The sequence below is a fragment of the Vibrio sp. 10N.261.51.F11 genome (assembly GCF_041471665.1).
Classification (GTDB): Bacteria; Pseudomonadota; Gammaproteobacteria; order Enterobacterales; family Vibrionaceae; genus Vibrio; species Vibrio crassostreae_C.
Window position 1 is genome coordinate 72,041 of the sequence record NZ_JBFROW010000006.1, and the last position, 25,215, is coordinate 97,255.

Genomic DNA, 25,215 nt, shown 5'->3' on the forward strand with positions numbered 1-25,215 from the left:
CTCTATCTCAAAGAAATAGCAGCTAATAAGCGAATTCAAGGCCCACTTTCGAGTGGGCTTTTTATTACCCGAAAAATGGGCGTATACTCAAATCACAGTATGAAACGAAGACTTACAAAGAATTAGACCTACGATGAAACAATCTCTACTGATCTGGCTTGATGCCGCACGACCAAAAACTCTGCCTCTCGCACTTGTCTCTATTCTTACAGGAAGTAGTTTAGCGTTCGCCGGTGGTCAGTTTTCTTTATCGATAGCCCTACTGGCATTTTTAACCGCCACCCTATTACAGATTTTATCGAACCTAGCCAATGACTATGGCGACGCCGTAAAAGGCACAGACAACGAAAATCGTCTGGGGCCAACACGTGCCATGCAATCTGGCGCGGTAACAGCGAAAACCATGAAGCAAGCGATCATCCTCAACATCGTGTTTACTATGGTCGCTGGGCTGATTCTTATTTTTCATGCCTTAACCTCGATTGAAAGTATCTTATCTTTCATTGCGTTAGGCATATTAGCCATTGTTGCTGCCATCGCTTATACCGTCGGTAATAAGCCTTATGGCTATATTGGCCTTGGCGACTTATCGGTATTTATCTTCTTCGGTTTATTAGGTGTTTCAGGGACTTACTTCTTGCACACTGGCCATGTTGAACCAAGCCTATTCCTTCCGGCATTGGGCTGTGGCTTGATGGCGGTTGCGGTACTCAATATCAACAACATGCGTGATATCGAAAACGACAGCGAATGTGGTAAGCGCACCATGGCGGTTCGCCTAGGACAACGCAAAGCCAAACACTATCATTTTGCTCTGCTTGGCCTCGCCCTTGCGTCTTTCGCTATCTACCTGCTTATTCAAGAAAAACCGGTCTGGATCAGCCTGCCGTTTTTGCTGAGCATTATTATTGTTTACAAGCATGGCAAAGCCGTTTGGGAAACCGAAAAGCCAGCGCAAATTGCACCAATGATGCCCGTGATTGTGAAATGCTCACTGGTCACTAACCTATTGTTTGCAGGGGTTGTCGTAGCTCAAACTCTATTGAGTTAAATGAGACTAATCATTGCAAAGGGATCAAGCGCCGATATACTCAAAGTAAGCTCATTGTTCAAAAGGTATACTAATGGAATACAACACTTCAGCACTGTGCGACATATATTTGGATCAAGTTGATGTCGTGGAGCCAATGTTCAGCAACTTCGGTGGACGTGCATCCTTCGCAGGACAGATCACGACATTAAAGTGTTTTGAAGACAACGCTTTGATTCGCTCTGTACTAGAGCAAGACGGTCTGGGGCGTGTGTTGTTAATCGATGGGGGCGGCTCACTACGTAAAGCGCTGATCGATGCTGAGATAGCCCTACTTGCCGAAGACAATGAGTGGGAAGGGATTGTGGTTTACGGGTGCGTTCGTGAAGTCGATGAGCTTGAAGACATGAACCTAGGTATCCAAGCCTTGGCTTCTATCCCTGTTGGTGCGAGCCAAGAAGGTGTCGGTGAATTAGACGTTCCAGTGAACTTTGGCAGCGTGACCTTCTTACCTGAAGATTACCTCTACGCAGACAACACTGGCATCATTCTTTCTGCCGAACCTCTAGATGTAGAACTCGATTTGGATGTCGAGGAAGAAGACGTCGAGTAACTCTCACTCAGCTTCAAATAATAAAACAAATCATAAGAACACAAACAAAAACGCCCGCTACTGAGTAGCGGGCGTTTTTTTAAATCTGAAGAGTCGATTACTCTACTTCATCCATTTTACCAAGAAGGTTACGGATGCGATCTTGCCATGCTGAATGCTCTTCCTGCATTTGCTGAGTTTTTTGCTCTAGCTCGTGACGGCTTGCTTTAAGCTCACCAGCTTCTGTTGCTAGTGCTTGTTTCTCTTCTTTAAGCTCTTCCACTTCCATTTGAAGAAGTGCAATTGTATCTACTGCTGTTTGAATTTTTGCTTCTAGCTGCTCTAGTACTTCAAAAGACATTCTGGCCTACCTTTAAGTTATCCGTTTGATGGTGAAGGTTCACTCCACTTATTTCCCCATTCTACTCAGCAGAGCAAGGATAAACACTCAATATATTCGATATTTTGCGCCATTCGATGAAAAAAACAGCACTTTTTACCGAATATTGACGTGAACGATTACCGCCACAACGGCAAACCGATTATTTTGATGAATAATAACTGTTTTCCACTGCGAATTGATCGAGAGCAATCTCCAAAAAACAAAAAGGCAAACGTTTCCTTTTGGATATGGTAAAATTCGCCGCGAAATTTCTATTCCCCCTTTGAAAATTTTGGAGTCCGCATGAAACGCGATTTAGCAATGTCATTCTCTCGTGTCACAGAAGGTGCAGCACTAGCTGGTTACAAGTGGCTTGGCCGTGGCGATAAAAACGCTGCAGATGGCGCTGCTGTAGAAGTAATGCGTAGCCTATTAAACAAAACCGAAATTAGCGGTGAGATTGTTATCGGCGAAGGTGAAATCGATGATGCACCTATGCTATACATCGGCGAAAACGTAGGTGTGGGCGGCGACGCTGTCGACATCGCAGTTGACCCAATTGAAGGGACACGCATGACAGCAATGGGCCAATCAAATGCATTGGCTGTATTGGCTGCGGGCGAAAAAGGCAGCTTCCTTAAAGCGCCTGATATGTACATGGAAAAGTTGGTTGTTGGCCCTGGCGCTAAAGGCGTGATTGACCTAGAACTGCCACTAACAGAAAACCTAGAAAACATCGCTAAAGCACTAGGTAAAACACTTGATACTCTAGTCGTAACCACGCTTGCTAAGCCTCGTCATGATCAAGTCATCGCCGACATGCAAGCAATGGGCGTTCGTGTATTTGCTGTGCCAGACGGTGATGTTGCGGCTTCTATCTTAACCTGTATGCCAGACAGTGAAGTAGACGTCATGTACTGCATCGGCGGCGCACCTGAAGGTGTGGTCTCGGCGGCGGTAATTCGCGCACTCGACGGCGACATGCACGGTCGTCTTCTACCTCGCCACGAAGTGAAAGGCGACACAGAAGAGAACCGCAAGCACGGTGAACTTGAACTTGAGCGCTGCGCAGAAATGGGCGTAACGGCGGGTATCGTATTGAAGATGGAAGACATGGCACGCAGCGACAACGTTGTATTCTCAGCAACAGGCATCACTAAGGGTGACTTGCTAGAAGGTATTTCTCGTCAAGGTAATATCGCAACCACAGAAACCCTGCTTATCCGTGGCCGCTGCCGTACAATTCGCCGCATCAAATCTATCCACTACCTAGAGCGTAAAGATCCAGAAGTAGTAGGTCATATCCTGTAAGCCTAAATTCGGTGAAACAGAATATTCCAAGGCTGATACCTAGTATCAGCCTTTTGTTTTATTAGCGCACCAGAATCTGACCATGGCAGCCAATAGAGTAAATTATCATCAATATAGTAAATGGTTTGCTTTATAAACACCTTGCCTCATAATAGTAAGGTTCATTAGGTAGGGATAGTATGAAAACAAGCGACAGAATCTTACAGACCATTAAGCGTCAAGGCGCGGTAACCGCGAAACAACTGTCAGAAGAATTTGGCATGACGACAATGGGGGCAAGGCAACATCTGCAAAGCCTGGAAGATGACGGTATTCTTGCGTTTCATGATGTGAAAGTGAAAGTGGGTCGCCCGACTCGCCACTGGTCCCTGACTCAACAAGGTCATAACCAATTTTCAGACCGACATGGTGAACTCACCATTCAAGTGATTGATGCTGTCGAGAATCTATTTGGTAAAGAAGGGCTGGCTAAGGTTGCTGCCGAGCGTGAACAACACACTCTTAAGCAGTATCAAACTGCGCTGTCTGGCTGTGATTCACTCATCAGCAAGCTTAAAAAACTCACCCAGCTTCGTGAAGACGAAGGCTACATGGCTGAGCTTCAAGAACATGATGATCACTACATCTTGATTGAGAACCACTGCCCTATCTGTAAGGCTGCAACTCGCTGCCCTAGCCTGTGCCAATCTGAGCTCAACGTGTTTACTGAGTTACTAAAAGATGAGTGTCACGTGAGCCGTACAGAGCACATCATTGCTGGCGAACGACGCTGCACTTACACCTTAACACCCGCCCTTTGATTGCAAAGGTAATCGGCTAATACCGTCTCAATATTGAGAAAATACAAATAGATTAAAATTTGTACAGATTTCTTTCTTAAGCTTAGAGCATATGAAACACGCTTAATGCTAAGGAAGGAATGATGGCGCATCCACAACCCGCTCAAAAACTGCCACCCTTTGATGAACTTGTCCAACTCGCGAAAAGCGACCCGAAAGCATTCAATCAATTCAAACACGAGATGTGCGAACAGATGATTTGTTCGGCTTCAGACGTGATGCAAGACCGACTTCGTGCGCAGCAAAGTCACATCGACTTAGTGGTTAGCCGTTGTAAAAACCCACACCACGCCAATGTCGTACTCATGCAAGAGCTGCGCTGTCAGGTCTGTAAGTTCCAAGATGCACTCGAAGGGCGCTGCGGCTTTGAAGAATCTCTGCCTGAAAATGTCGTGCCTTTTAAGCCGAATACCGAACCTAAAATGTACTGAAATTAGCAAAGCACTAAAAAGAAAAAGGGAGCGTAATGCCCCCTTCTTATTGGTTCGCTGTTCAATATTCACATGGGTCTTCGCCGTAGTCATTACGGCCTTCTGTACCTTTCAACAAACCACACTCAATCAGAATCCAGAAACCACACACTAATGCCGCGACGGTTGCCGCCATATGAATTGGCGATACCGGCTCTGTCGTCGTTGCAACCATTGGCGAAGCTAAACGACCCAATACTAATGGCACATTCAATAGTAGCCAGTAATTAGACTTATTGCGGTCGTGCCAGCGCTTAGCGGTTACCGCAAGGTCTGGGATCACAAGCATCAATAGGATGATTGGTAGCAGGATATAAGAGTAAGCAGGGAACAACACAGAGATACCTGAAGCAAAACCGGTAATCGCTATGTAGTAGAAAACATTCCAAATCCAGTAAGTCTTACGACCAATTCTCCCCTTGAAAGAGAGCAGTAATTCTTTCATCGACATCTTAAATACTCAAATTTATACGCCGCTAAAAGTCAGCAGCAATGGTTAGTTTATTACTTTTTGAAAGCAACTTTTATCCATATCACGAATATTCACCGTTAAGCTTCTTACATGACTCGCTTGTTCTTGCAGGATCTGCATTAACGATCGTGACAATTCTCGCTTTTGCTCTTCCGTTCGTCCCGAAAGTAACTCAAAGCTGATATGAATAAAGTCTACACTATCTTCCTCATCACCGACCAACCAATTATGGCAACGCAGTGAACGAGATTTCACTGATGGCACATCAAACAAGCCACATGTGAGAGCGACTTGGTGGAGATCTTCCAGTAAGCCTTGGATATTTACTCGCTCATCCACTGAATTGGAGTACTCTAGAACTAGATTCGGCATTGTTACTTCCTGTTGTTAACGCAATCGTTTGTCCCTTAATAACAACTAACGATGAAAAATCCGAGAAGTTAGCTATTATTCTGTCTGCCGGATCACTGATATATGCTCAAAATCTACTCTGACCATTGAGTAAGATCCAAGAAAGTCATGACCACAGTCATGATCTGTTGATATTAATCTGTTATATTATTTCGTAATAAAGTTTACTTTTTTACATTCGATTTATTTAAATACTTTGGAGATATTCCTATGCGTCATCCTGTAGTTATGGGTAACTGGAAACTAAACGGCAGCAAAGAAATGGTTGTTGATCTACTAAACGGTCTTAACGCTGAACTTGAAGGCGTAACAGGCGTAGACGTAGCAGTTGCTCCACCAGCACTTTTCGTTGATCTAGCAGAGCGTACGCTTACTGAAGCGGGCAGCGCGATCATCCTAGGTGCTCAAAACTCTGACCTAAACAACAGCGGTGCATTCACTGGCGACATGTCTCCAGCAATGCTTAAAGAGTTCGGCGCATCTCACATCATCATCGGTCACTCTGAGCGTCGTGAATACCACAACGAATCAGATGAGTTCGTAGCTAAGAAATTCGCATTCCTAAAAGAGAACGGCCTAACTCCAGTTCTTTGTATCGGTGAATCTGAAGCACAAAACGAAGCAGGCGAAACTGTTGCAGTATGTGCTCGTCAACTTGACGCTGTTATCAACACTCAAGGTGTTGAAGCTCTTGAAGGCGCTATCATCGCTTACGAACCAATCTGGGCTATCGGTACTGGTAAAGCAGCTACAGCTGAAGATGCACAACGCATCCACGCTCAAATCCGTGCACACATCGCAGAGAAATCTGAAGAAGTTGCTAAGAAAGTTGTTATCCAATACGGCGGTTCTGTTAAGCCAGAAAACGCAGCAGCTTACTTCGCACAACCAGACATCGACGGTGCTCTAGTTGGCGGCGCAGCTCTAGACGCGAAAAGCTTCGCAGCTATCGCTAAAGCAGCAGCTGAAGCAAAAGCTTAATTTAAACCTCACCGTTTAGATTAGATGAAAGGTCAACTTAGGTTGGCCTTTTTTATTACCTGTCGTTTCTGAAACCCAAACGGCAGGCACAAAAAAACCGCTGAATAATCAGCGGTTTTTAAATTCTTTAAGCGAACGCTAAGCGTGGCTTAGAACAACTCTTCTGCAACGCGGAACAGCTCAGAACGGTCTGGGTTCTGCATGTTCTCGATACAATCGATGATGTCGTGGTGAACAAGTTCTTCTTTCTCGATACCCACACAACGACCACCGTGACCTTCTTGAAGAAGGTGAACAGCGTAGTTACCCATGCGAGAAGCCAATACACGGTCAAATGCAGTAGGACGACCACCACGTTGGATGTGACCAAGAACCGTTGCACGAGTTTCACGACCTGTTGAAGATTCGATCTCTTTAGCCAGTTCGTTAGCATCCATCATTAGCTCAGTTAGAGCGATGATTGCGTGCTTCTTACCTTTCGCAATACCATCTTGGATGTTGCTGATAAGCTGTTCTTTATCTAGGCCAGTCTCTGGAGTAATGATGTACTCACAACCACCCGCGATTGCTGACATAAGCGTAAGGTCACCACAGTGACGGCCCATGATTTCAACAATAGAAATACGTTGGTGAGAAGAAGACGTGTCACGTAGACGGTCAATTGAATCAATAACAGTGTTAAGCGCTGTTAGGTAACCGATTGTGTAGTCAGTACCCGCGATATCGTTATCGATTGTGCCTGGAAGACCGATACATGGGTAACCCATTTCAGTCAGCTTCTTAGCACCCATGTAAGAACCGTCACCACCGATAACAACAAGTGCTTCGATACCGTGCTTCTTAAGGTTCTCAATGCCTTTCTCACGAACAGCAACGTCTTTAAATTCAGGGAAACGTGCAGAACCTAAGAAAGTACCACCACGGTTGATCACGTCAGATACGCTTGAACGGTCAAGCTTTTCGATACGGTCTTCAACAAGGCCTTGGTAGCCATCGTAAATACCGTAAACTTCAATGCCAACTGATAACGCAGTACGAACAACGCCGCGAACTGCTGCGTTCATACCTGGAGCGTCACCACCACTGGTCAAAACACCGATCTTCTTAATCATGCTCACCCTCGATTTTTGGGAATCTATTATTCAATTCTTGTTCTTGCTGATTGTATATCAACAAGATTTTAAATCTATATTTGTGCGTTATGTTACATTTCCTCAACAGGAATAGCACTCAAATCGCGTAAAATTATGTAACATTTCTACTTCTGTAAGAGTATTACAGTTTTACTCAATAACTTTGTTGATTCACATCAGAATCAACATTAATTGTTACTAAGGTGGTTTTTGAATCACCTAACAGTTAATAATTTTTACTCACTTTAGTTCAAAAGCCACTCACTTACCATTTGCCCGCTGATTTTTAGCACGCATTACCACGAGTGGAATTTTTGCTGCTTCTCTGGTCCAAATACGACCGAATACGGGTCTTGGTGAATTAATACATCAGCATCAGGGAACACGGAGATAAGCTTAGCCTCTACTTCGTCAGAAATGCGATGCGCTTCAATAAGTGGGATATTATCTTCCAATTCTAGATGCAGTTGGATGAAGCGTATTGGCCCCGAGCGACGCGTTCGTAATTGATGCACACCCAACACGCCTTCCACGCTCAATGATGTCTCTTTAATCTGTTTCAGCTCATCATCTGGCAGCTTATGATCAAGCAGAGACTGAACCGCTTCCATCGCCATTTGATAAGCGCTGTACAGAATGTAGATACCTATACCCACCGCAAATACAGAGTCCGCTTGGCCAAGCCCAAACCAACTCAATGCCAGTGCCAGCATAATCGCAGCGTTCATATAAAGGTCTGATTGATAGTGCAGAGAGTCGGCCGCAATAGCTTGGCTGCCTGTTTTGTTGACCACATGCTTTTGGAATCGAACCAAACCGAAGGTCATCACCATCGCAAATAAGCTGACATAGATACCAATCTCTGGAGAATTCAGTTCATGAGGTCGGAAGAAGCGCTCAATACCATTGAGAATAAGGAAACATGCAGAGCCTGAAATAAACATTGCCTGCGCTAATGCAGCGAGAGATTCAGCCTTACCATGACCAAAGGTGTGCTCTTTGTCGGCAGGCTGCAGAGAGTAACGAACCACGATAAGGTTAACGACAGAGGCCGCGATATCCAGCATTGAATCCACGACGGAAGCCAGCAGACTCACAGAACCTGTTACCCACCACGCTGCGACTTTCACTATCAATAAAATAGTGGCGATGGTGGTGGCTGCCCAAGCGGCGAGCGTAACTAAACGTGCGTATTCTTGTTTCATAACTTGGCTATAAAGTGACTGATAGCACAAAGTATAACCTGCAAACAACCAATTGAATATGACAGCTATGATGTAAAACATTCATTTTTAAGGATCAAAAAAAGCGGCACTCGGCCGCTTCTTTCTAAACACTTTCATTCAACGCTGATTTTTCAAGCAATGAATTACTTGTCTTTGTTCATGCGTTTTCCCATTTTGTCAGCACACTTAGTCATGCGCTCTTGTTGGATTTCTTTCAGTTGAGTCTTTTGCTCAGCCGTTAGTACGCTCATCATTTGGTGTTGCTTCTTAAGCATTGCTACGCGACGCTCAGTTTGCTTCTCAACCATTTGGCTTGCTAGGTCGTTTGCTGCTGCTTCGTCAAAGTTGTCAGCAAGTACCAATGCTTGAACCTTTTCGTGATGCGCTTTCATTTGCGCCATTTTTGCCGTTTTGTTTGCACCGCGCTTTGCTTTCATCTCAGCACGGTCTGCTTCACGCATCTCTTTTAACTGTTCTTTTTGAGCGTCGGTTAGGTCTAGTTGGCGCATTACTTTTTTATCGAAACCGCCACACTTGTCGTGCATACCTTTGTGGTCACCTTTATCACCACCACCGTAAGCATACGCGCTTGCTGTACCAAAAATAAGTGGAAGTGCCGCAGCTGCTAGTACAAGTTTCTTAGTCATTTTCATAATTGTTGCCTCAATTCGGTATAATAAGTCATGTGTTGCGTCTGTTTCTCAGCGCTTGAATATAGATTAGTCTTTCCCTCGTAAAGTGACGTTTAGAAAGCGTAAAGAATCGTAAAGAGTGAAAGTTGACGAATAATTAGCAGTATTATTAACCTAACTAAATGATTAAGGCTTCCCAATGGCGAACATTCTTCTTATTGATGACGACACAGAGTTAACCAGCTTACTTAAAGACATTTTGAGCTTTGAGGGCTTCACTGTCTCCGAAGCCAATGATGGCTATGCCGGGCTTGAAGCGATCAATGATGAGATTGATCTGGTCCTTTTGGATGTGATGATGCCGCGCCTTAATGGCATGGAAACGCTAAAAAAGCTGAGGGAAAATTGGGAAACGCCGGTACTAATGCTGACCGCAAAAGGCGAAGAGATCGACCGTGTGATTGGTCTTGAACTTGGCGCGGATGATTACCTGCCTAAACCTTTCAGTGACCGAGAGTTGTTAGCTCGTATTCGAGCTATCTTGCGTCGTACTCAAACCAACACCGCACCTAAGGCGGCCAGTGATAGAGTTCAATATCAAGACATCGAAGTCTTCCCGGGCAAACAAGAAGCCTACTGCAATGGGGAGCTCATCGACCTCACCACAACCGAGTTCGCCCTACTGAGTCACCTTATCCAAAACCCAGGGCAAGTGATCACCAAAGAAGCATTGAGTTTGGATGTGCTGGGTAAAAGGCTCGCAGCGTTTGACCGCGCGATAGACATGCACATCTCTAATCTACGTAAGAAGATTCCTGAGCGCACTGACGGCAAATCACGTATCAAAACCTTACGAGGCCGTGGCTACTTATTGGTAGAGGAAGATTAATGCGTATACCTAAAATCACCAGCTTATATGGACGTATCTTTGCTATCTTTTGGTTCACCATGTTACTGGTGCTTTTGTCGGTGCTGTCACTTCCCCATTTAGACCCTCGAGTCGCGCGAGATGTGCCCGCAGATCACCTCGATAAACTCGAGCGTATCGCTAAAATCACAGAGAAACGCTACGCCAAAGAACCTAATCTGGGCAAGATTGTCTTCCAACTGGAGGCGCCACGCAGCCGCAAGGATTCTAGAGCTCGCATCTACCTGACCGATCTTGAGGGCGCAGTCCTTACCTCGAAAAGGCATTCAGACTATAAGCTAAAGGCGATTCGTAACTTTGTTACCTCGATTGATAACCCTGAGATACCGAAGCAAAAACTCTACGGACACTACATGGTCGCAGGGCCAGTGCCAATTACTCTCGCTGGTGAAGAGTTGCTGATGTATGCCGGAGTGAAGTGGAACCAACCACCGCCATTCTTACTGCGCCTGTTTGATAGACCTCTGCAGCTATTGCTTGCCGTGATGTTGGCGAGTACCCCGCTATTACTTTGGTTAGCTTGGGCACTGAGTCAACCCGCTCGCAGGCTAGAACGCGCGGCACAACGCGTGGCGAAAGGTCAATTCGAGGTCGATCCAACACTCGAAAAAGGTACTTCAGAGTTCAGACAAGCTGGTGAAAGCTTTAACCAGATGGTAGAAGCGGTAAACCAGATGATTTCGGGGCAACAACGCCTGCTCTCTGATATCTCACACGAGCTCCGCTCGCCACTGACACGTCTTCGCATGGCCAATGCACTGGCGATTCGTAAACAAGGCGAGAGCCAAGAGTTAGAACGCATTGATACCGAAGCACAGCGTTTGGAACAGATGATCAGTGAGCTGCTAACGCTATCTCGTATGCAGGTCGACAGCCATATTACTCGTGAGGTTCAGCCTATCTCGAGCCTATGGGAAGAGATCTTAAAAGACGCAGAGTTTGAAGCCGAACAGATGGGCAAACAACTGACGTTCTCGGAGATCCCAGAACGCTCTATTTCGGGGAACCCTAAACTGCTGATGAGTGCGCTAGACAACATTACACGCAATGCCATCTACTACGGTAAAGACCAAGTGGATGTACAGTTCCATGTGGTTCAAGATCAGCTAACAATTTGCGTCAATGATAATGGTGATGGTGTTCCAGAGGATGAACTCGATTCTATCTTCAGACCTTTCTACCGTGTCTCAACAGCGCGTGACAGAAACTCTGGCGGCACAGGGCTTGGATTAACCATTACTGAAAGTGCGATTCGCCAACACAGCGGAACCATCACCGCAACCCGCAGCCAGCTCGGTGGATTACAACTCGAAATCACGCTGCCTATCTTACCGGTGTAATACCCCCACAAAGATCACAGTTGATAATGATTGTTATTATCATTATGGTAAATCCTCTAATTAAGGAGGATTTACCATGTCGCACACTTTCCCTGCTTTACCCTACGCTTACGATGCCCTAGAGCCTTACATTGACGCTAAGACAATGGAAGTGCATTACAGCAAGCACCATAGAACCTACTACGATAAGTTTGTTGCGGCAGTGTCTGGCAGCGAGCTAGAACAGCAATCTCTGACCGAGATCTTTGCCAACATATCTCAGCACAGCCCTGCCGTGCGTAACAATGGCGGCGGCTACTACAATCACATCTTGTATTGGAATTGCATGTCGCAAGACGGTGGTGGTGAACCTACGGGCGAGCTTGGTGAGGCTATCAAGAGTACCTTCGGTGATTTCGAGACATTCCAAGATCAGTTCGCCCAAGCGGCGATCAATACCTTTGGCTCCGGCTTTGCTTGGCTAGTGGTAGAGCAAGGGCAACTGAAGATCATCTCAACCTCGAACCAAGATAATCCGTGGATGGATACCGTGGCGAGTGATGGCGAACCGATTCTCGCGCTCGATGTTTGGGAACACGCCTACTACATCAGCTACCAAAACCGTCGTCCTGATTACATCAACGCATGGTGGAATGTGGTGAATTGGAAGGCGGTTGCTGAAAACTACGCACAAGCACTCGCGAATAAAGCGTAAGCGAATGGTGGTGAACTGTACTCACTCAGCTTGCCACCGTATACTCGGGCTATCTTTGATTACTCTTGTGAACCAACATGTTTGATATCGCTCTATACGAACCAGAAATTGCACCCAATACGGGTAACATCATCCGCCTATGTGCTAACTGCGGCGCAAACCTGCACCTGATTGAACCGCTTGGCTTTGATTTTGAAGAGAAGAAGGTTCGTCGTGCTGGCTTGGATTACCACGACCTTGCGCGAGTTAAGCGTCACAAGAACCTAGAAGCTTTCCTTGAGTATCTTGAGAATGAACGCGAGGGTGACTTCCGCATCTTTGCCTGCACCACTAAAACGACAGGTCACCACGTTGATGCAAAATTCCAACAAGGTGATGTGTTGATGTTTGGCCCAGAGACTCGCGGGCTGCCTGCTGAATTCATCGAAAGTATGCCAATGGAACAACGCATTCGTATTCCAATGATGCCAGACGCGCGCAGCCTGAACCTGTCTAACGCAGTGGCAATCATTGCTTTTGAAGCATGGCGACAAATGGGTTTTGAAGGCGCGGTATAACCGAACACTCAAGCTTATCTTTTATCTGTTATCTGTTATCTGTTATCTGTTATCGATAGTAAACAGTAAGTAACAGCTAGCGACAGACAATAAAAAAGGCTCTTACCATTATCACTTTCTTGCGAAGGATAAAGGTAAGAGCCTTTTCTGTTTTCCCTCTATATAAAGAGAGAAAAAATTAATTAGTTTAAGCGGTTACGATCGTTGTCGTCGTCTTTCTTCTCAAACTCACCTTCAAAGGTGTTGCCGTCTTTTGATTGGTCAGATGGATCGCGATTGAATGGGTCTTGTCCAAATGGGCTCTGGCCAAAACCAGCTTGTCCACCGGCATGGAAACCACCAGACATGTTGGTCACCACCATTTTTTCCATCATTTTCTTGGCAATCATCGCTCTTGGTGCTGGCAATAATACCAACATACCGAGTGCGTCCGTCATAAAACCCGGAGTCAGCAGCAATACACCGGCAACTGCAAGCATCACGCCTTCAAGAATCTGTTGTGCTGGCATTTCGCCTTGTTGCAAGCGACCTTGCACAGACATAAGTGTCTGAATGCCTTGGCTACGAACCAGCGATGCACCCACAAATGCAGTGATCAAAACCAACGCAATAGTTGGCCACAATCCTAAGAAGCCACCAACTTGAATAAATAGCCCAATCTCAATGATGGGTACGAAGATAAATAGTAATAATAAGATAGGAAACACACGCCCTCCTTTGTTACTTGCAGTTTACGCTGAAAGCCCTAACAATCTCAAATTTATCCTGTAAATAAGCGTGTTTATTGACCAAGAATAACTTTGCAAAATATTGACGAAACAAAACCGAAAAAGGTGATCCACTTAATATTTTTATGCGCTAAGTACAGTATCATGTGCCACATAAGTCAGGACGGATTTATCAGCCCAATATTCTAGCGAACGGAGTATTTGCACACAGAATAGGCTAATAACTAACTATATAATCAGAATAATTCTCTAAGGATCCTGTTATGGCTACTCAATCAGAAGCTCAAGTTGAAGCTCCTCAAGCTACTCGTCTCGAAGAAGATCTATTAGGTCAACGTCATGTTCCGGCTGATGCTTACTACGGCATCCACACTCTACGCGCAGTTGAAAACTTCAACATCTCAAATGTAACGATCTCAGATGTACCTGAATTCGTTCGCGGTATGGTGATGACTAAGAAAGCAGCGGCTTTAGCAAACAAAGAGTTAGGTGTAATTCCAAGCGAAGTGGCTAAATACATCATCCAAGCTTGTGACCTAATTCTAGACACGGGTAAGTGCATGGATCAGTTCCCATCGGACGTTTTCCAAGGTGGTGCTGGTACTTCTGTAAACATGAACGCAAACGAAGTTGTTGCGAACGTGGCTCTTGAACTTATGGGCAAAGAAAAAGGCCAATACGAGTTCATCAACCCGAACGACCATGTAAACCGCAGCCAATCTACAAACTGTGCTTACCCAACTGGCTTCCGTATCTCTGTTTACAACAGCGTTCGTAAACTGATTGATGCGATCGAATACCTAAAAGGTGCATTCGAGCTTAAGAGCCAAGAATTCAACACGATTTTGAAGATGGGTCGTACTCAGCTTCAAGACGCAGTTCCAATGACGGTTGGCCAAGAGTTCCACGCTTGGGCTGTAACCATCAATGAAGAAATCAAAAACCTAGAATACACTTCAAAACTACTGCTTGAAGTAAACCTAGGCGCAACGGCTATCGGTACAGGTCTGAACGCAGCACCGGGTTACCAAGGCCTAGCAGTGAAACACCTAGCAGAAGTAACAGGCCTAGAGTGTGTAGCGGCTGAAGATTTAATCGAAGCAACGTCTGACTGTGGCGCATACGTAATGACGCACGGCGCACTTAAGCGTCTAGCAGTTAAGCTATCTAAGATCTGTAACGACTTGCGTCTACTTTCTTCAGGTCCACGTACTGGTTTGAACGAGCTAAACCTACCTGAACTGCAAGCAGGTTCTTCAATCATGCCTGCTAAAGTAAACCCAGTTGTACCTGAAGTAGTAAACCAAGTTTGCTTCAAAGTTCTAGGTAACGACAACACGGTTTCTTTCGCTGCGGAAGGTGGTCAACTTCAACTGAACGTAATGGAACCTGTTATTGCACAAAGCATGTTTGAGTCTCTAGACATTCTGACAAACGCTTGTGTGAACCTGCGCGACAAGTGTGTAGACGGCATTACGGTAAACAAAGAAGTATGTGAAGCGCACGTATTTAACTCTATCGGTATCGTCACTTACCTAAACCCATACATTGGCCACCACGAAGGTGACATTGTTGGTAAGATCTGTGCAGAAACAGGTAAGAGTGTTCGTGATGTAGTTCTAGAACGCGGTTTATTGACCGAAGAAGAACTTGATGACATTTTCTCTGTTGAAAATTTGATGCATCCTCAGTATAAAGCGAAGCGCTACGAATAAAGTTAGCGAGAAAGGGTTCCAAACGGAGCCCTTTTTTAGGCTCCAATACGGTTAACCATGATTATTTTGTGGATTTCCGTTGGTTGCGCTTTTGCCAAATTGAATCTAAACCATAGAACTATTATGTGAACATTCCAGCGGCGAATGTTCACATAATAAAATCTAAATGAGGTGTTACTTATGATTGCAGTAGAACTGTTTGTCGTCCTGCTCTTTATCTTTTTGGGGGCCAGAATTGGCGGTATCGGTATTGGTTTTGCCGGTGGTGCTGGTGTTATTGCCCTTTCACTTATTCTTGGCGTTCCAACAAGCCAATCTTTCATCCCGATCGACGTAATCTTGATCATCATGTCAGTTATCACCGCAATTGCTGCAATGCAAGTTGCTGGCGGTATGGACTGGTTGGTACAAATTGCCGAAAACTTTTTGCGTAAACACCCTGAACGCATCACCTTTTACGCGCCGATTGTGACCTTTGTAATGACATTAATGGCGGGTACTGGTCACACAGCATTCTCTACGCTTCCTGTTATTGCAGAAGTAGCGAAAGGCCAAGGTGTTCGTCCTTCTCGTCCACTGTCTATCGCAGTTGTCGCTTCTCAAATTGCTATCACAGCTTCGCCAATCTCGGCTGCAGTTGTGGCTTTCGCAGCAATGTTGGCACCATTTGGTGTTGATTACCTAACGCTATTGATGGTTTGTATCCCAACAACCTTCATCGCTTGTATGGTTGGTGCGGTTGTTGCTAACTACATGGGTAGCGAATTGAAAGACGATCCTGTTTATCAAGAACGTCTAGAGAAAGGTCTAATCAAGCTAGCAACAGAAGAGAAACGCGAAATTCTACCTACAGCGAAGAAAGCAACGTACATCTTCCTAGCTGCAATTGGTTTCGTGGTTTGTTACGCAGCGGCTATCTCTAGCTCTGTTGGCCTAATTGAAAACCCGGCGCTAGGTCGTAACGAAGCGATCATGTCTGTAATGCTGGCAGCAGCAGCGGCTATCGTGATGTTCACTAAGATTGATGCAGCGAAGATTTCTTCAGCACCAACGTTCCGTTCTGGTATGACGGCATGTGTATGTGTACTTGGTGTGGCTTGGTTAGGTTCAACGTTTGTAAACGCACACGTTGCTGAAATCAAAGACGTAGCAGGCGCTCTACTGGCTGACTACCCATGGATGCTGGCTCTTGTTCTGTTCTTCGCTTCTATGCTGCTTTACTCTCAAGGCGCAACAACAGTTGCACTGATGCCTGCAGCACTAGCGATTGGCGTAGCACCACTAACAGCCGTTGCTTCTTTTGCTGCGGTAAGTGCGCTGTTCGTACTTCCAACTTACCCTACGCTACTAGCAGCGGTTGAGATGGATGACACAGGCTCAACGCGTATCGGTAACTACGTATTCAACCACCCATTCTTCATTCCAGGTGTGGTAACAATCAGTACTGCGGTAGCACTCGGCTTCGCATTCGGCGGTCTGTTTATCTAACATTCGCTGGTGATTGAACATTTAAAAGGAAGCTTCGGCTTCCTTTTTTGTTTTCTGATCAATGTGTTATTTGATACGCATCAAATAACCATTATAAACTTTAAAAACCGCCTAAAAATAAAGTTTGAATAAAATTCCAAGATTATTCTTCCTAATCATAAACAACACCTACCAAATCAATCTCCTTCCACTTCCAGTTAATCCAAAACGAATATTAATCCAAGCTAACTAACCAAAAAACCTTGACGATTTTCTGCCATTTTTTAGCCCTTTTATTAGCCATTATTTTTGTGAACAGCACCAAACTTAAATACCGGAGTAAGGAATAAAATAACCGCAGCTAAATTAAATCTAACTTCATTTGGATTAGTAAATATAAAAACAACCTTAATTTAAAGTCAGCAACTTTATATCGTTGAGTGCTTTATAAGTGTCCGTGTATTTACAATCTATAAATCATTAGTCGCTAATTCACATCACTTCTATTTAAGATGATGTAAGGAGATAGCCATGACAACTCAAACGATACCAAGCGAGAAAAAAAAGGGCGGCTTCTTTGCCAACTTTAAATTCCCTTCTGCCTACACCATTCTATTTATTCTGATTGCGTTCGTCGCACTGCTTACCTGGATTGTTCCAGCAGGCCAATACGACCGTGCAATGAATGAAGAGCTAGGCCGAGAAGTACCCGTAACCGGAACCTATCAAGCGGTAGAAGGTAACCCTCAAGGCGTGATTGATGTACTGCTCGCGCCTATTGACGGCTTCTATGACCACAATAGCTATGAAGCGGCGGCTATCGACGTTTCGCTGTTCATCTTAATCATTGGTGGCTTCTTAGGGCTAGTAACCAAAACGGGTGCCATTGATGCCGGTATCGAGCGCGTCACCGCCCGCTTAGAAGGGCGAGAAGAGTTGATGATACCAATACTGATGGCGCTATTTGCCGCAGGTGGTACCGTCTACGGCATGGCGGAAGAATCACTGCCCTTCTATACATTGCTAGTGCCGGTAATGATGGCAGCTCGCTTTGACCCTCTTGTTGCCGCTGCGACCGTACTGCTTGGTGCAGGTATTGGGGTGCTGGGTTCAACGATTAACCCATTCGCAACCGTGATCGCTGCCAACGCCTCTGGTATTCCATTTACAGACGGTATCGTGTTGCGCATTGCGATGTTGATTATTGGTTGGGGTATTTGTGTTGCCTACGTAATGCGTTACGCAAGAATGGTTCAAGCCGATCCAACAACATCAATTGTCTACGACAAATACGAAGAGAACAAAGCGCACTTCTTAGGTAATGCGAGCGGCGAAAAACTTGAATTCACCGCGACTCGCAAACTGATTCTGACCATTTTTGGTGGCTCGTTCGCTGTAATGATTTATGGTGTATCCGTTGCTGGATGGTGGATGGCTGAGATCTCAGCGATGTTCTTAGCAGCAACCATCATCGTTGGTATTGTGGCTCGCATGAGCGAAGAAGAGTTTACCACCAGCTTCATTGATGGTGCCCGCGACCTACTTGGCGTTGCGCTCATCATAGGTATTGCACGTGGTATCGTAGTGGTGATGGACCGCGGTATGATCACCGATACCATTCTCTTCTCAGCAGAACAGATGGTAACGGGGCTTTCTTCGGTTATCTTCATTAACGTGATGTTCTTCTTAGAGATTCTACTGTCGTTCTTAGTGCCATCGACCTCTGGCTTAGCGGTACTGACCATGCCAATCATGGCACCACTGGCCGACTTTGCTGGCGTAGGTCGTGACTTGGTTATCACTGCGTACCAATCTGCATCTGGCTTGGTGAACCTAATCACCCCAACCTCCGCGGTGGTGATGGGTGGTTTGGCGATTGCTCGTGTCCCTTACGTGCGCTGGGTTAAATGGGTGATGCCACTAGTCGGTATATTGATGGTGTTCTGCATTGTTGTACTGAGTATTGGTGCGCTGATCTAACTAACAGCACTTCACTCCTTTCTCATCCAAAGCCGCTTCTCACAGCGGCTTTTTTATTGTTCCCTCTCAATGTAACCCTCTGCCACTGAAACAGCTCCTCAAAGCCATACACGCGATATTCAAGGTTCTTCTGTTCGTAGCCAAGCTCAACCAAACTCAAAGCACTCGCAATAGAAGAATCAATCCTACTTTTAAACATCTAATTTTCTTGATGAAATAACACTCTATTTTCAACCATGATGTTTAAAAAATAGTTAGTCACTTATTAGCGTTAATTATATTTAAAGTAATTAATAGCCTAATAAACAGACGAGGATTAATGCCCTTTTCTATCAAAAAACACACTTAAACAGCCGATTTTAAAATGTGATCGCAACAGCTTTATTCGCATTTACTTTGTTAATAAACAATTAATTCCACATCCAAAATTAAATATCTAAATAAAAACACTGCATACTTCCAAGCTAAGTACACTCTTATCAATAAAACTATTCTGCATATAATCCCTCGTAAATTAGATTCTAGTAAGTTTCGTCAAAAAAGCGTGCATAAAGTTCCCTAACTGCTAACTATTTAGAATGTATTATTCATAACTGAAAGTGCATAAAGTTTGTTAAAACCCTTAATTTTAAAGGGCTGCGGGATAAAAAACGATTTGTGATAGATCTCTAAGAATACCTGACTAGCAGGCGTAATATTAATTCCAGACAAGAGATATGAATAAATAATTCATTCTTCTCAACTGAAAATAAATAATTACTCTTAGCGATAAAAGTAATTCAAATATATAAGAGAGAGACGATCATGAGTAAGTTCTATGTAGGTTCTGAAATAGGTCAATTACGCCGCGTTCTAGTTCACCGTCCAAGACGCGCACTGACTCACCTAACACCCTCTAACTGTCACGATTTACTATTTGATGACGTACTGGCTGTTGAACGTGCTGGTAAAGAGCATGACGCATTTACTCAAACGCTGCGTGATCAAGGTGTTGAAGTTCTTCTTCTTACTGACCTACTAGCAGACACGCTAGCAGTGCCAGAAGCGAAAGATTGGCTTTTGAATCATCAAGTTTCTGATTACCGCTTAGGCAAAACCTTTGCTAACGATGTGCGCTGCTACTTGGGCGACTTACCAAACCTAGAACTAGCAAAAATCCTAACGGGTGGTCTGTCTTACGCTGAGATGCCAATGAAATCATCTTCAATGATGCAAGGCATGCACGCACCAACCGACTTCATTATCGAACCGCTACCAAACCACCTATTTACTCGTGACACATCTTGCTGGGTATACGGTGGCGTATCCATCAACCCGATGGCGAAACCTGCTCGTCAACGTGAAACCAACCACGTTCGCGCTATTTACCGCTGGCACCCAACATTTGCTGGCCAAGACTTCATTAAGTACTTCGGCGATGAAGAAAACATCAGCTACGACAACTCAACCATTGAAGGCGGTGACGTTCTTGTAATCGGTCGCGGTACGGTTCTTATCGGTATGTCTGAGCGTACAACAGCACAAGGTGTTGAGCACTTAGCATCTAGCCTATTCAAACACGGTCAAGCGAAACAAGTTATCGCAATGCAGCTACCAAAACACCGCTCTTGCATGCACTTAGACACCGTTATGACGCACATGAACGAAGATACGTTCTCTGTTTACCCTGAAGTGGTGAGTAAAGACGTACAGTGCTGGAACCTAACTGGTGATGAGTCTGGCGCAGTGAAAGTGAAAGAAGAAGGCTACTTCGTAACAGCTATCGAAAAAGCACTTGGCGTAGACAAGCTAAACCTAATCACGACCGGTGGTGACAACTTCCATGCAGAACGTGAGCAGTGGAACGATGCAAACAACGTTCTAACGGTTAAACCTGGCGTTGTGATTGGCTACGAAGGCAACACCTACACCAATGAAAAATACGATAAAGCAGGCATCACAGTTCTTCCTATCCCTGGAGATGAACTTGGCCGCGGTCGCGGTGGCGCACGCTGCATGAGCTGCCCAATTGAGCGTGATGGTATCTAATCACTAAGACGAAAACGGCCAAGTTGAATGATCTTAAATAATCTCAGCTTGGCCAAAATGAGAGAACACAATTATGACTAAGCAAACTGTTGTTGTTGCACTCGGCGGTAATGCCTTACTTCGTCGCGGTGAGCCGTTAGAAGCCGATGTTCAACGCCGTAATATTGAAACAGCGGTTAAAACCATCTCTGAAATCGCGAAAGTGTACAACGTGGTTCTAGTACATGGTAATGGCCCACAAGTTGGTTTACTGGCTCTGCAAGGTTTGGAATACAAAAAAGTAAACCCGTATCCGCTAGATGTATTGGGCAGTGAGACTCAAGGCATGATCGGCTACATGCTGATGCAAGAGTTCAAGAACTATCTACCTAACCGCAACATCTCGTGCATGTTGACGCAAATGACCGTTGATCCAAACGATCCTGCATTCGCCGATCCAACGAAGCCGATTGGCCCGATCTACGAAGAAGCGGAAGCGCGTGAATTGGCGGAGAAATTCCACTGGATCGTCAAACCAGACGGCCAACACTTCCGTCGCGTTGTGCCAAGCCCACGCCCTACTGGCATTGTTGAGCACGAAGCGATCACCCAACTTATCGATGCAGGCCACCTAGTGATTTGTACTGGCGGCGGTGGCATCCCAGTGAAAAAAGAGAACGGCAAATTAGTGGGTGTTGAAGCGGTTATCGACAAAGACATGTCAGCGGCTTTCTTAGCGAAACAACTGGATGCGGATGCACTGCTTATTTTGACCGACGCGGACGCTGTTTACCTTGATTGGGGCAAACCGACTCAACACGCACTGCGCAGCACCACACCAAGTGAACTGGCGAAATTCGAATTTGATGCAGGCTCTATGGGACCAAAAATTGAAGCATCGTGCGAATTCATTCAGCAAGGCGGCAAAGTCGTCGGTATTGGTGCACTCGAAGATGGTTTGCAAATCCTGCAAGGCTTGGCGGGCACCAACATCACCAAAGATTAATCTACTCGCGAGCTTTTCAAACCTTGCGAGAAAACTGAATCACCGTTTGAACTGAAATTAATACACAAAAATTGAATCGCGCTTTCTTGAATTTTCTTTCCCTGTAACAAGAAAGCGCCTAAATCTAAGAAGGAATACATCATGGCTTTTAACCTACGCAATCGTAACTTCCTAAAACTACTAGATTTCACTCCACGCGAAATTCAACACTTATTAGATCTTTCTATGGAGCTAAAAAAAGCGAAGTACAACGGTTACGAACAGCCAACACTAACTGGCAAAAACATTGCGCTTATCTTTGAGAAAACCTCAACTCGTACTCGCTGTGCATTCGAAGTAGCGGCATTCGACCAAGGCGCTCGCGTGTCTTACTTAGGCCCATCTGGCTCTCAAATTGGCCACAAAGAATCAATGAAAGATACCGCTCGCGTTCTTGGCCGTATGTACGATGGCATTGAATACCGCGGCTTCGGTCAAGAGATTGTTGAAGAGCTAGGCGCTTACGCTGGAGTTCCAGTATGGAATGGTCTGACTGACGAATTCCACCCAACACAAATCCTGGCTGACTTCCTAACCATGACGGAATACGGCAGTGGTAAACAACTGCATGAAATCAGCTTTGCTTACCTAGGTGATGCTCGCAACAACATGGGTAACTCTCTGATGGTTGGCGCAGCGAAAATGGGCATGGACATTCGCCTTGTTGCTCCAAAACAGTTCTGGCCACAAGAAGAACTATTGGCTCAGTGTCGTGAAATCGCAGAGCACACAGGTGGCAAAATTACACTGACTGAAGATGTTCAAGAAGGCGTGCAAGGTTGTGACTTCCTGTACACCGACGTTTGGGTATCTATGGGCGAAGCGAAAGAAGCATGGGCTGAGCGTATCAACCTAATGATGCCTTACCAAGTGAACATGGAAATGCTGAAAGCAACGGGTAACCCACATGTGAAATTCATGCACTGTCTGCCAGCTTTCCATGGCGAAGATACCACGGTAGGCAAACAACTTGCGGCTGAATATCCACAGCTAAAAGACGGTGTGGAAGTGACTGATGAGGTAGTTGAGTCTGAATACTCTATCGTGTTCGATGAAGCTGAAAACCGCATGCACACCATCAAAGCAGTAATGGTTGCAACACTAGGCAGTTAATTACCTAAACAGCTAAGAATCGAAACAACTAAGAAGTTAAGCACTCACTTGTTCGCGAGACATTGACAAGTTAAGTGTAATGACAGGGAAATGCGGGCGGCGAACTTGGGATTTAGCCCTTGGATAAAGCCCGCATTTTTTTTCATGTCCTTGAAAAGATTATTACCTGAAAAAGCCTGAGATTTGCAGTTCCAACAAAGGCTTAAATGGAAACTAGAAACGGACGTTATTTCGCATAAAAATCCATTAAATGAATACTTTACGGAAAGTATTGCATGGCCTTTTTATCTGAGTATAATCCTCCGCAATTTGTCTAAAGAGAGCAAAAAATGAACCGCAATTCTGTCGCACATAATTGTCAAACTACACGCCAAAGAGTGGCGGTGGTGTCATTTTTATTTTGCTCTATTGATCGTTTCGAAGCCTCCTATTTTTAGGGGGCTTTTTTTTGTCCGCAATTTGACTGTATGCATAGAAAAAGGAAGACCCGTTATGGCGCATTCGTTATTTAACAAGCACATCATCTCCATTCCAGAGCTCTCTCGTGATGAACTGGAGCTTATCGTCGATACTGCCGCAAGACTCAAAGCAGAGCCAAATCCAGAGCTGCTGAAAAATAAGGTGGTGGCGAGCTGCTTCTTTGAGCCTTCAACTCGAACTCGCCTTTCATTTGAAACCGCAGTTCAACGCCTAGGTGGCACGGTCATTGGCTTTGATAATGGCGGTAACACCTCACTGGCGAAGAAAGGCGAAACACTTGCCGATTCAGTGCAGGTTATTTCATCCTACGTCGATGCCTTTGTAATGCGTCACCCACAAGAAGGGGCAGCACGTTTAGCGTCTGAATTTTCTAACGGTGTGCCGGTAGTAAACGGCGGCGACGGTGCTAACCAGCACCCGACGCAAACCTTGCTGGACCTGTTCTCGATTTACGAAACACAAGGCACGCTCGATAACCTCAATGTAGCGTTCGTCGGCGACCTAAAATATGGCCGTACCGTGCACTCATTGACCCAAGCACTATCGAAATTCAATAACGTGCGTTTCTTCTTTATCGCGCCAGAAGTCTTAGAGATGCCAGATTACATCTGTGAAGAATTGGAAGAGATGGGCATCCAATACAGCACTCACAGCAGCATTGAAGAAGTCGTGCCGGAACTGGATGTTCTGTACATGACTCGCGTGCAGAAAGAGCGCTTTGATGCGTCGGAATACGCACACATGAAATCGGCTTACATCCTCACCGCCGATACATTGAAAGACGCTCGTCAAAACATGAAGGTACTTCACCCGCTGCCACGCGTCGACGAAATCACCACCGACGTTGATAAAACGCCACACGCTTACTACTTCGAACAAGCTGAAAACGGTGTATACGCTCGCGAAGCCCTATTGGCCCTAGTTCTTAACGACACTTTATAAGCAGGAGAAACAGTCATGGTTAAACAAACTCAGCTACAAGTAGAAGCGATCCGTAACGGCAGCGTGATTGACCACATCCCTGCTCACCTTGGTATCAAAATCCTTAAACTGTTTAAGCTACACAAGACAGAACAGCGCATCACTATGGGCTTAAACCTGCCATCATCGGCACTTGGCCATAAAGATCTAATCAAGATTGAGAACATCTTCCTGACCAAGGAACAAGCCAACCAATTGGCTCTTTATGCTCCGCAGGCAACGGTCAATCAGATTGAAGAGTATAAAGTGGTTAATAAGCTAACCCTTGTGCTGCCAGAGCAAATCCACAGTGTCTACTCTTGCCCGAATAGCAACTGTATTTCGCACGGTGAACCTGTCGAAAGCAGCTTTAAAGTGCAGCTAAAACAGGAAAACGTGCAGCTAAAATGTCACTACTGTGAAAAAGTATTCTCTCGCGAGATCATGAGTGAAATTCGCTAACCCTTAGCGCCATTATCACGGTCTCCAAAGCACCCTAATACCGATGGATATTTATGCCAAACTTGGAATAAACATCCATTTAACAAAAGAATAAAACTCCAAAATAAAAGCAATTAACTAGAATTTTATTTGGTGATCCCCTTCAAAAAGATAACTATCCTTTAGTGGTAGACTCAATGGATAGACGATCATACATCACGCATACCTTCCCTCTTTATTTCGGGATTCATCGGTAAGCCCTATTTAACAATCGTACTCTA

25 protein-coding genes are annotated in these 25,215 nt (G+C 45.1%); 18 read left to right on the forward strand and 7 right to left on the reverse strand.

Going from position 1 to position 25,215, the window contains the following annotated elements; all coding sequences use genetic code 11:
- Positions 1-133: 133 nt before the first annotated feature.
- The gene (locus AB4351_RS03440) at positions 134-1,051 is read left to right on the forward strand and encodes a 1,4-dihydroxy-2-naphthoate polyprenyltransferase (RefSeq protein WP_017061151.1); all 918 of its coding nucleotides are present in this window, start codon (positions 134-136) and stop codon (positions 1,049-1,051) included.
- Between the two features lie 73 nt (positions 1,052-1,124).
- Positions 1,125-1,643, forward strand: coding sequence for a ribonuclease E activity regulator RraA (gene rraA / locus AB4351_RS03445; protein ID WP_017061152.1), 519 nt, complete (start codon positions 1,125-1,127; stop codon positions 1,641-1,643).
- A gap of 97 nt (positions 1,644-1,740) precedes the next feature.
- Here the strand turns inward: rraA and zapB are convergent, their stop codons facing one another.
- The gene (gene zapB / locus AB4351_RS03450) at positions 1,741-1,983 is read right to left on the reverse strand and encodes a cell division protein ZapB (protein WP_008219652.1); all 243 of its coding nucleotides are present in this window, start codon (positions 1,981-1,983) and stop codon (positions 1,741-1,743) included.
- A gap of 324 nt (positions 1,984-2,307) precedes the next feature.
- On the opposite strand from zapB, the gene glpX reads away from it, so the two are divergent.
- The 3 genes from glpX (at position 2,308) to AB4351_RS03465 (ending at position 4,585) form a co-directional block, all read left to right on the forward strand.
- Positions 2,308-3,315: a class II fructose-bisphosphatase gene (glpX, locus tag AB4351_RS03455; RefSeq protein ID WP_017061153.1), complete on the forward strand. Its 1,008-nt coding sequence runs from the start codon at positions 2,308-2,310 to the stop codon at positions 3,313-3,315.
- 179 nt (positions 3,316-3,494) lie between these two features.
- Positions 3,495-4,115 (forward strand): metalloregulator ArsR/SmtB family transcription factor, encoded by a 621-nt coding sequence (locus AB4351_RS03460; RefSeq protein WP_017063674.1) that lies wholly within the window; start codon positions 3,495-3,497, stop codon positions 4,113-4,115.
- A gap of 122 nt (positions 4,116-4,237) precedes the next feature.
- The gene (locus tag AB4351_RS03465) at positions 4,238-4,585 is read left to right on the forward strand and encodes a DUF3135 domain-containing protein (RefSeq protein WP_017061155.1); all 348 of its coding nucleotides are present in this window, start codon (positions 4,238-4,240) and stop codon (positions 4,583-4,585) included.
- A gap of 61 nt (positions 4,586-4,646) precedes the next feature.
- On the opposite strand, the gene AB4351_RS03470 is transcribed toward AB4351_RS03465, so the two are convergent.
- On the reverse strand, positions 4,647-5,075 hold the full coding sequence (locus AB4351_RS03470; RefSeq protein WP_017061156.1) for a DUF805 domain-containing protein: 429 nt from the start codon (positions 5,073-5,075) through the stop codon (positions 4,647-4,649).
- A 45-nt stretch (positions 5,076-5,120) separates the two neighbouring features.
- The gene (locus AB4351_RS03475; protein ID WP_017061157.1) at positions 5,121-5,468 is read right to left on the reverse strand and encodes a 5-carboxymethyl-2-hydroxymuconate Delta-isomerase; all 348 of its coding nucleotides are present in this window, start codon (positions 5,466-5,468) and stop codon (positions 5,121-5,123) included.
- A 249-nt stretch (positions 5,469-5,717) separates the two neighbouring features.
- Here AB4351_RS03475 and tpiA point away from each other — a divergent pair, with 249 nt between their 5' ends.
- Positions 5,718-6,488 carry a triose-phosphate isomerase gene (gene tpiA, locus AB4351_RS03480; protein ID WP_017061158.1) on the forward strand — a complete coding sequence of 257 codons (771 nt, stop codon included), beginning with the start codon at positions 5,718-5,720 and terminating at the stop codon, positions 6,486-6,488.
- Positions 6,489-6,637: 149 nt separating this feature from the next.
- On the opposite strand, the gene pfkA is transcribed toward tpiA, so the two are convergent.
- The 3 genes from pfkA to AB4351_RS03495 form a co-directional block, all read right to left on the reverse strand.
- A complete protein-coding gene (gene pfkA, locus AB4351_RS03485; protein ID WP_017061160.1) occupies positions 6,638-7,600 on the reverse strand; it encodes a 6-phosphofructokinase in 963 nt (320 codons plus the stop codon).
- Between the two features lie 317 nt (positions 7,601-7,917).
- Complete coding sequence (gene fieF / locus AB4351_RS03490) at positions 7,918-8,826, reverse strand: CDF family cation-efflux transporter FieF (protein ID WP_136977490.1); 909 nt, start codon at positions 8,824-8,826, stop codon at positions 7,918-7,920.
- A gap of 164 nt (positions 8,827-8,990) precedes the next feature.
- Positions 8,991-9,500: a CpxP family protein gene (locus tag AB4351_RS03495; protein WP_017063671.1), complete on the reverse strand. Its 510-nt coding sequence runs from the start codon at positions 9,498-9,500 to the stop codon at positions 8,991-8,993.
- 178 nt (positions 9,501-9,678) lie between these two features.
- On the opposite strand from AB4351_RS03495, the gene AB4351_RS03500 reads away from it, so the two are divergent.
- From AB4351_RS03500 to trmL, 4 genes are all read left to right on the forward strand, one after another.
- The gene (locus AB4351_RS03500) at positions 9,679-10,368 is read left to right on the forward strand and encodes a response regulator (protein WP_017066566.1); all 690 of its coding nucleotides are present in this window, start codon (positions 9,679-9,681) and stop codon (positions 10,366-10,368) included.
- The gene (gene cpxA, locus AB4351_RS03505; RefSeq protein ID WP_017068848.1) at positions 10,368-11,747 is read left to right on the forward strand and encodes an envelope stress sensor histidine kinase CpxA; all 1,380 of its coding nucleotides are present in this window, start codon (positions 10,368-10,370) and stop codon (positions 11,745-11,747) included. The genes AB4351_RS03500 and cpxA overlap by 1 nt, the downstream gene beginning before the upstream one ends.
- A 76-nt stretch (positions 11,748-11,823) precedes the next feature.
- The gene (locus tag AB4351_RS03510; protein ID WP_372125067.1) at positions 11,824-12,441 is read left to right on the forward strand and encodes a superoxide dismutase; all 618 of its coding nucleotides are present in this window, start codon (positions 11,824-11,826) and stop codon (positions 12,439-12,441) included.
- A 77-nt stretch (positions 12,442-12,518) separates the two neighbouring features.
- Entirely contained in the window at positions 12,519-12,998 is a 480-nt protein-coding gene (trmL, locus tag AB4351_RS03515; RefSeq protein ID WP_009844716.1) for a tRNA (uridine(34)/cytosine(34)/5-carboxymethylaminomethyluridine(34)-2'-O)-methyltransferase TrmL, read from the forward strand.
- Between the two features lie 182 nt (positions 12,999-13,180).
- On the opposite strand, the gene AB4351_RS03520 is transcribed toward trmL, so the two are convergent.
- A complete protein-coding gene (locus AB4351_RS03520; protein WP_012604974.1) occupies positions 13,181-13,705 on the reverse strand; it encodes an FxsA family protein in 525 nt (174 codons plus the stop codon).
- A 284-nt stretch (positions 13,706-13,989) separates the two neighbouring features.
- Here AB4351_RS03520 and aspA point away from each other — a divergent pair, with 284 nt between their 5' ends.
- The 8 genes from aspA to pyrI all read left to right on the forward strand — a co-directional run bounded on the left by aspA (position 13,990) and on the right by pyrI (position 24,955).
- Positions 13,990-15,441: an aspartate ammonia-lyase gene (gene aspA / locus AB4351_RS03525; RefSeq protein WP_017063668.1), complete on the forward strand. Its 1,452-nt coding sequence runs from the start codon at positions 13,990-13,992 to the stop codon at positions 15,439-15,441.
- A gap of 180 nt (positions 15,442-15,621) precedes the next feature.
- Positions 15,622-16,929 carry an anaerobic C4-dicarboxylate transporter gene (locus tag AB4351_RS03530; RefSeq protein ID WP_017061168.1) on the forward strand — a complete coding sequence of 436 codons (1,308 nt, stop codon included), beginning with the start codon at positions 15,622-15,624 and terminating at the stop codon, positions 16,927-16,929.
- Positions 16,930-17,439: 510 nt separating this feature from the next.
- A complete protein-coding gene (locus AB4351_RS03535) occupies positions 17,440-18,888 on the forward strand; it encodes a YfcC family protein (RefSeq protein WP_017062726.1) in 1,449 nt (482 codons plus the stop codon).
- An 804-nt stretch (positions 18,889-19,692) separates the two neighbouring features.
- Positions 19,693-20,916 carry an arginine deiminase gene (gene arcA / locus AB4351_RS03540; protein WP_017062724.1) on the forward strand — a complete coding sequence of 408 codons (1,224 nt, stop codon included), beginning with the start codon at positions 19,693-19,695 and terminating at the stop codon, positions 20,914-20,916.
- 73 nt (positions 20,917-20,989) lie between these two features.
- On the forward strand, positions 20,990-21,901 hold the full coding sequence (arcC, locus tag AB4351_RS03545) for a carbamate kinase (RefSeq protein WP_017062723.1): 912 nt from the start codon (positions 20,990-20,992) through the stop codon (positions 21,899-21,901).
- Between the two features lie 141 nt (positions 21,902-22,042).
- The gene (locus AB4351_RS03550; protein WP_372125070.1) at positions 22,043-23,053 is read left to right on the forward strand and encodes an ornithine carbamoyltransferase; all 1,011 of its coding nucleotides are present in this window, start codon (positions 22,043-22,045) and stop codon (positions 23,051-23,053) included.
- A 492-nt stretch (positions 23,054-23,545) separates the two neighbouring features.
- Complete coding sequence (gene pyrB, locus AB4351_RS03555) at positions 23,546-24,475, forward strand: aspartate carbamoyltransferase (protein WP_017063665.1); 930 nt, start codon at positions 23,546-23,548, stop codon at positions 24,473-24,475.
- 15 nt (positions 24,476-24,490) lie between these two features.
- The gene (pyrI, locus tag AB4351_RS03560; protein WP_017062720.1) at positions 24,491-24,955 is read left to right on the forward strand and encodes an aspartate carbamoyltransferase regulatory subunit; all 465 of its coding nucleotides are present in this window, start codon (positions 24,491-24,493) and stop codon (positions 24,953-24,955) included.
- Positions 24,956-25,215: the final 260 nt, after the last annotated feature.

What these genes read in the sequence shown, in the direction of transcription:
- trmL (WP_009844716.1), top strand. Translation starts at nt 12,519, where the DNA reads ATGTTTGATATCGCTCTATACGAACCAGAAATTGCACCCAATACGGGT.
- AB4351_RS03530 (WP_017061168.1), top strand. Translation starts at nt 15,622, where the DNA reads ATGATTGCAGTAGAACTGTTTGTCGTCCTGCTCTTTATCTTTTTGGGG.
- AB4351_RS03465 (WP_017061155.1), top strand. Translation starts at nt 4,238, where the DNA reads ATGGCGCATCCACAACCCGCTCAAAAACTGCCACCCTTTGATGAACTT.
- pfkA (WP_017061160.1), bottom strand. Translation starts at nt 7,600, where the DNA reads ATGATTAAGAAGATCGGTGTTTTGACCAGTGGTGGTGACGCTCCAGGT.
- pyrI (WP_017062720.1), top strand. Translation starts at nt 24,491, where the DNA reads ATGGTTAAACAAACTCAGCTACAAGTAGAAGCGATCCGTAACGGCAGC.
- zapB (WP_008219652.1), bottom strand. Translation starts at nt 1,983, where the DNA reads ATGTCTTTTGAAGTACTAGAGCAGCTAGAAGCAAAAATTCAAACAGCA.
- cpxA (WP_017068848.1), top strand. Translation starts at nt 10,368, where the DNA reads ATGCGTATACCTAAAATCACCAGCTTATATGGACGTATCTTTGCTATC.
- AB4351_RS03510 (WP_372125067.1), top strand. Translation starts at nt 11,824, where the DNA reads ATGTCGCACACTTTCCCTGCTTTACCCTACGCTTACGATGCCCTAGAG.
- fieF (WP_136977490.1), bottom strand. Translation starts at nt 8,826, where the DNA reads ATGAAACAAGAATACGCACGTTTAGTTACGCTCGCCGCTTGGGCAGCC.
- aspA (WP_017063668.1), top strand. Translation starts at nt 13,990, where the DNA reads ATGGCTACTCAATCAGAAGCTCAAGTTGAAGCTCCTCAAGCTACTCGT.
- AB4351_RS03475 (WP_017061157.1), bottom strand. Translation starts at nt 5,468, where the DNA reads ATGCCGAATCTAGTTCTAGAGTACTCCAATTCAGTGGATGAGCGAGTA.
- arcC (WP_017062723.1), top strand. Translation starts at nt 20,990, where the DNA reads ATGACTAAGCAAACTGTTGTTGTTGCACTCGGCGGTAATGCCTTACTT.
- arcA (WP_017062724.1), top strand. Translation starts at nt 19,693, where the DNA reads ATGAGTAAGTTCTATGTAGGTTCTGAAATAGGTCAATTACGCCGCGTT.
- pyrB (WP_017063665.1), top strand. Translation starts at nt 23,546, where the DNA reads ATGGCGCATTCGTTATTTAACAAGCACATCATCTCCATTCCAGAGCTC.
- AB4351_RS03535 (WP_017062726.1), top strand. Translation starts at nt 17,440, where the DNA reads ATGACAACTCAAACGATACCAAGCGAGAAAAAAAAGGGCGGCTTCTTT.
- glpX (WP_017061153.1), top strand. Translation starts at nt 2,308, where the DNA reads ATGAAACGCGATTTAGCAATGTCATTCTCTCGTGTCACAGAAGGTGCA.
- AB4351_RS03460 (WP_017063674.1), top strand. Translation starts at nt 3,495, where the DNA reads ATGAAAACAAGCGACAGAATCTTACAGACCATTAAGCGTCAAGGCGCG.
- rraA (WP_017061152.1), top strand. Translation starts at nt 1,125, where the DNA reads ATGGAATACAACACTTCAGCACTGTGCGACATATATTTGGATCAAGTT.
- tpiA (WP_017061158.1), top strand. Translation starts at nt 5,718, where the DNA reads ATGCGTCATCCTGTAGTTATGGGTAACTGGAAACTAAACGGCAGCAAA.
- AB4351_RS03550 (WP_372125070.1), top strand. Translation starts at nt 22,043, where the DNA reads ATGGCTTTTAACCTACGCAATCGTAACTTCCTAAAACTACTAGATTTC.
- AB4351_RS03470 (WP_017061156.1), bottom strand. Translation starts at nt 5,075, where the DNA reads ATGTCGATGAAAGAATTACTGCTCTCTTTCAAGGGGAGAATTGGTCGT.
- AB4351_RS03500 (WP_017066566.1), top strand. Translation starts at nt 9,679, where the DNA reads ATGGCGAACATTCTTCTTATTGATGACGACACAGAGTTAACCAGCTTA.
- AB4351_RS03495 (WP_017063671.1), bottom strand. Translation starts at nt 9,500, where the DNA reads ATGAAAATGACTAAGAAACTTGTACTAGCAGCTGCGGCACTTCCACTT.
- AB4351_RS03440 (WP_017061151.1), top strand. Translation starts at nt 134, where the DNA reads ATGAAACAATCTCTACTGATCTGGCTTGATGCCGCACGACCAAAAACT.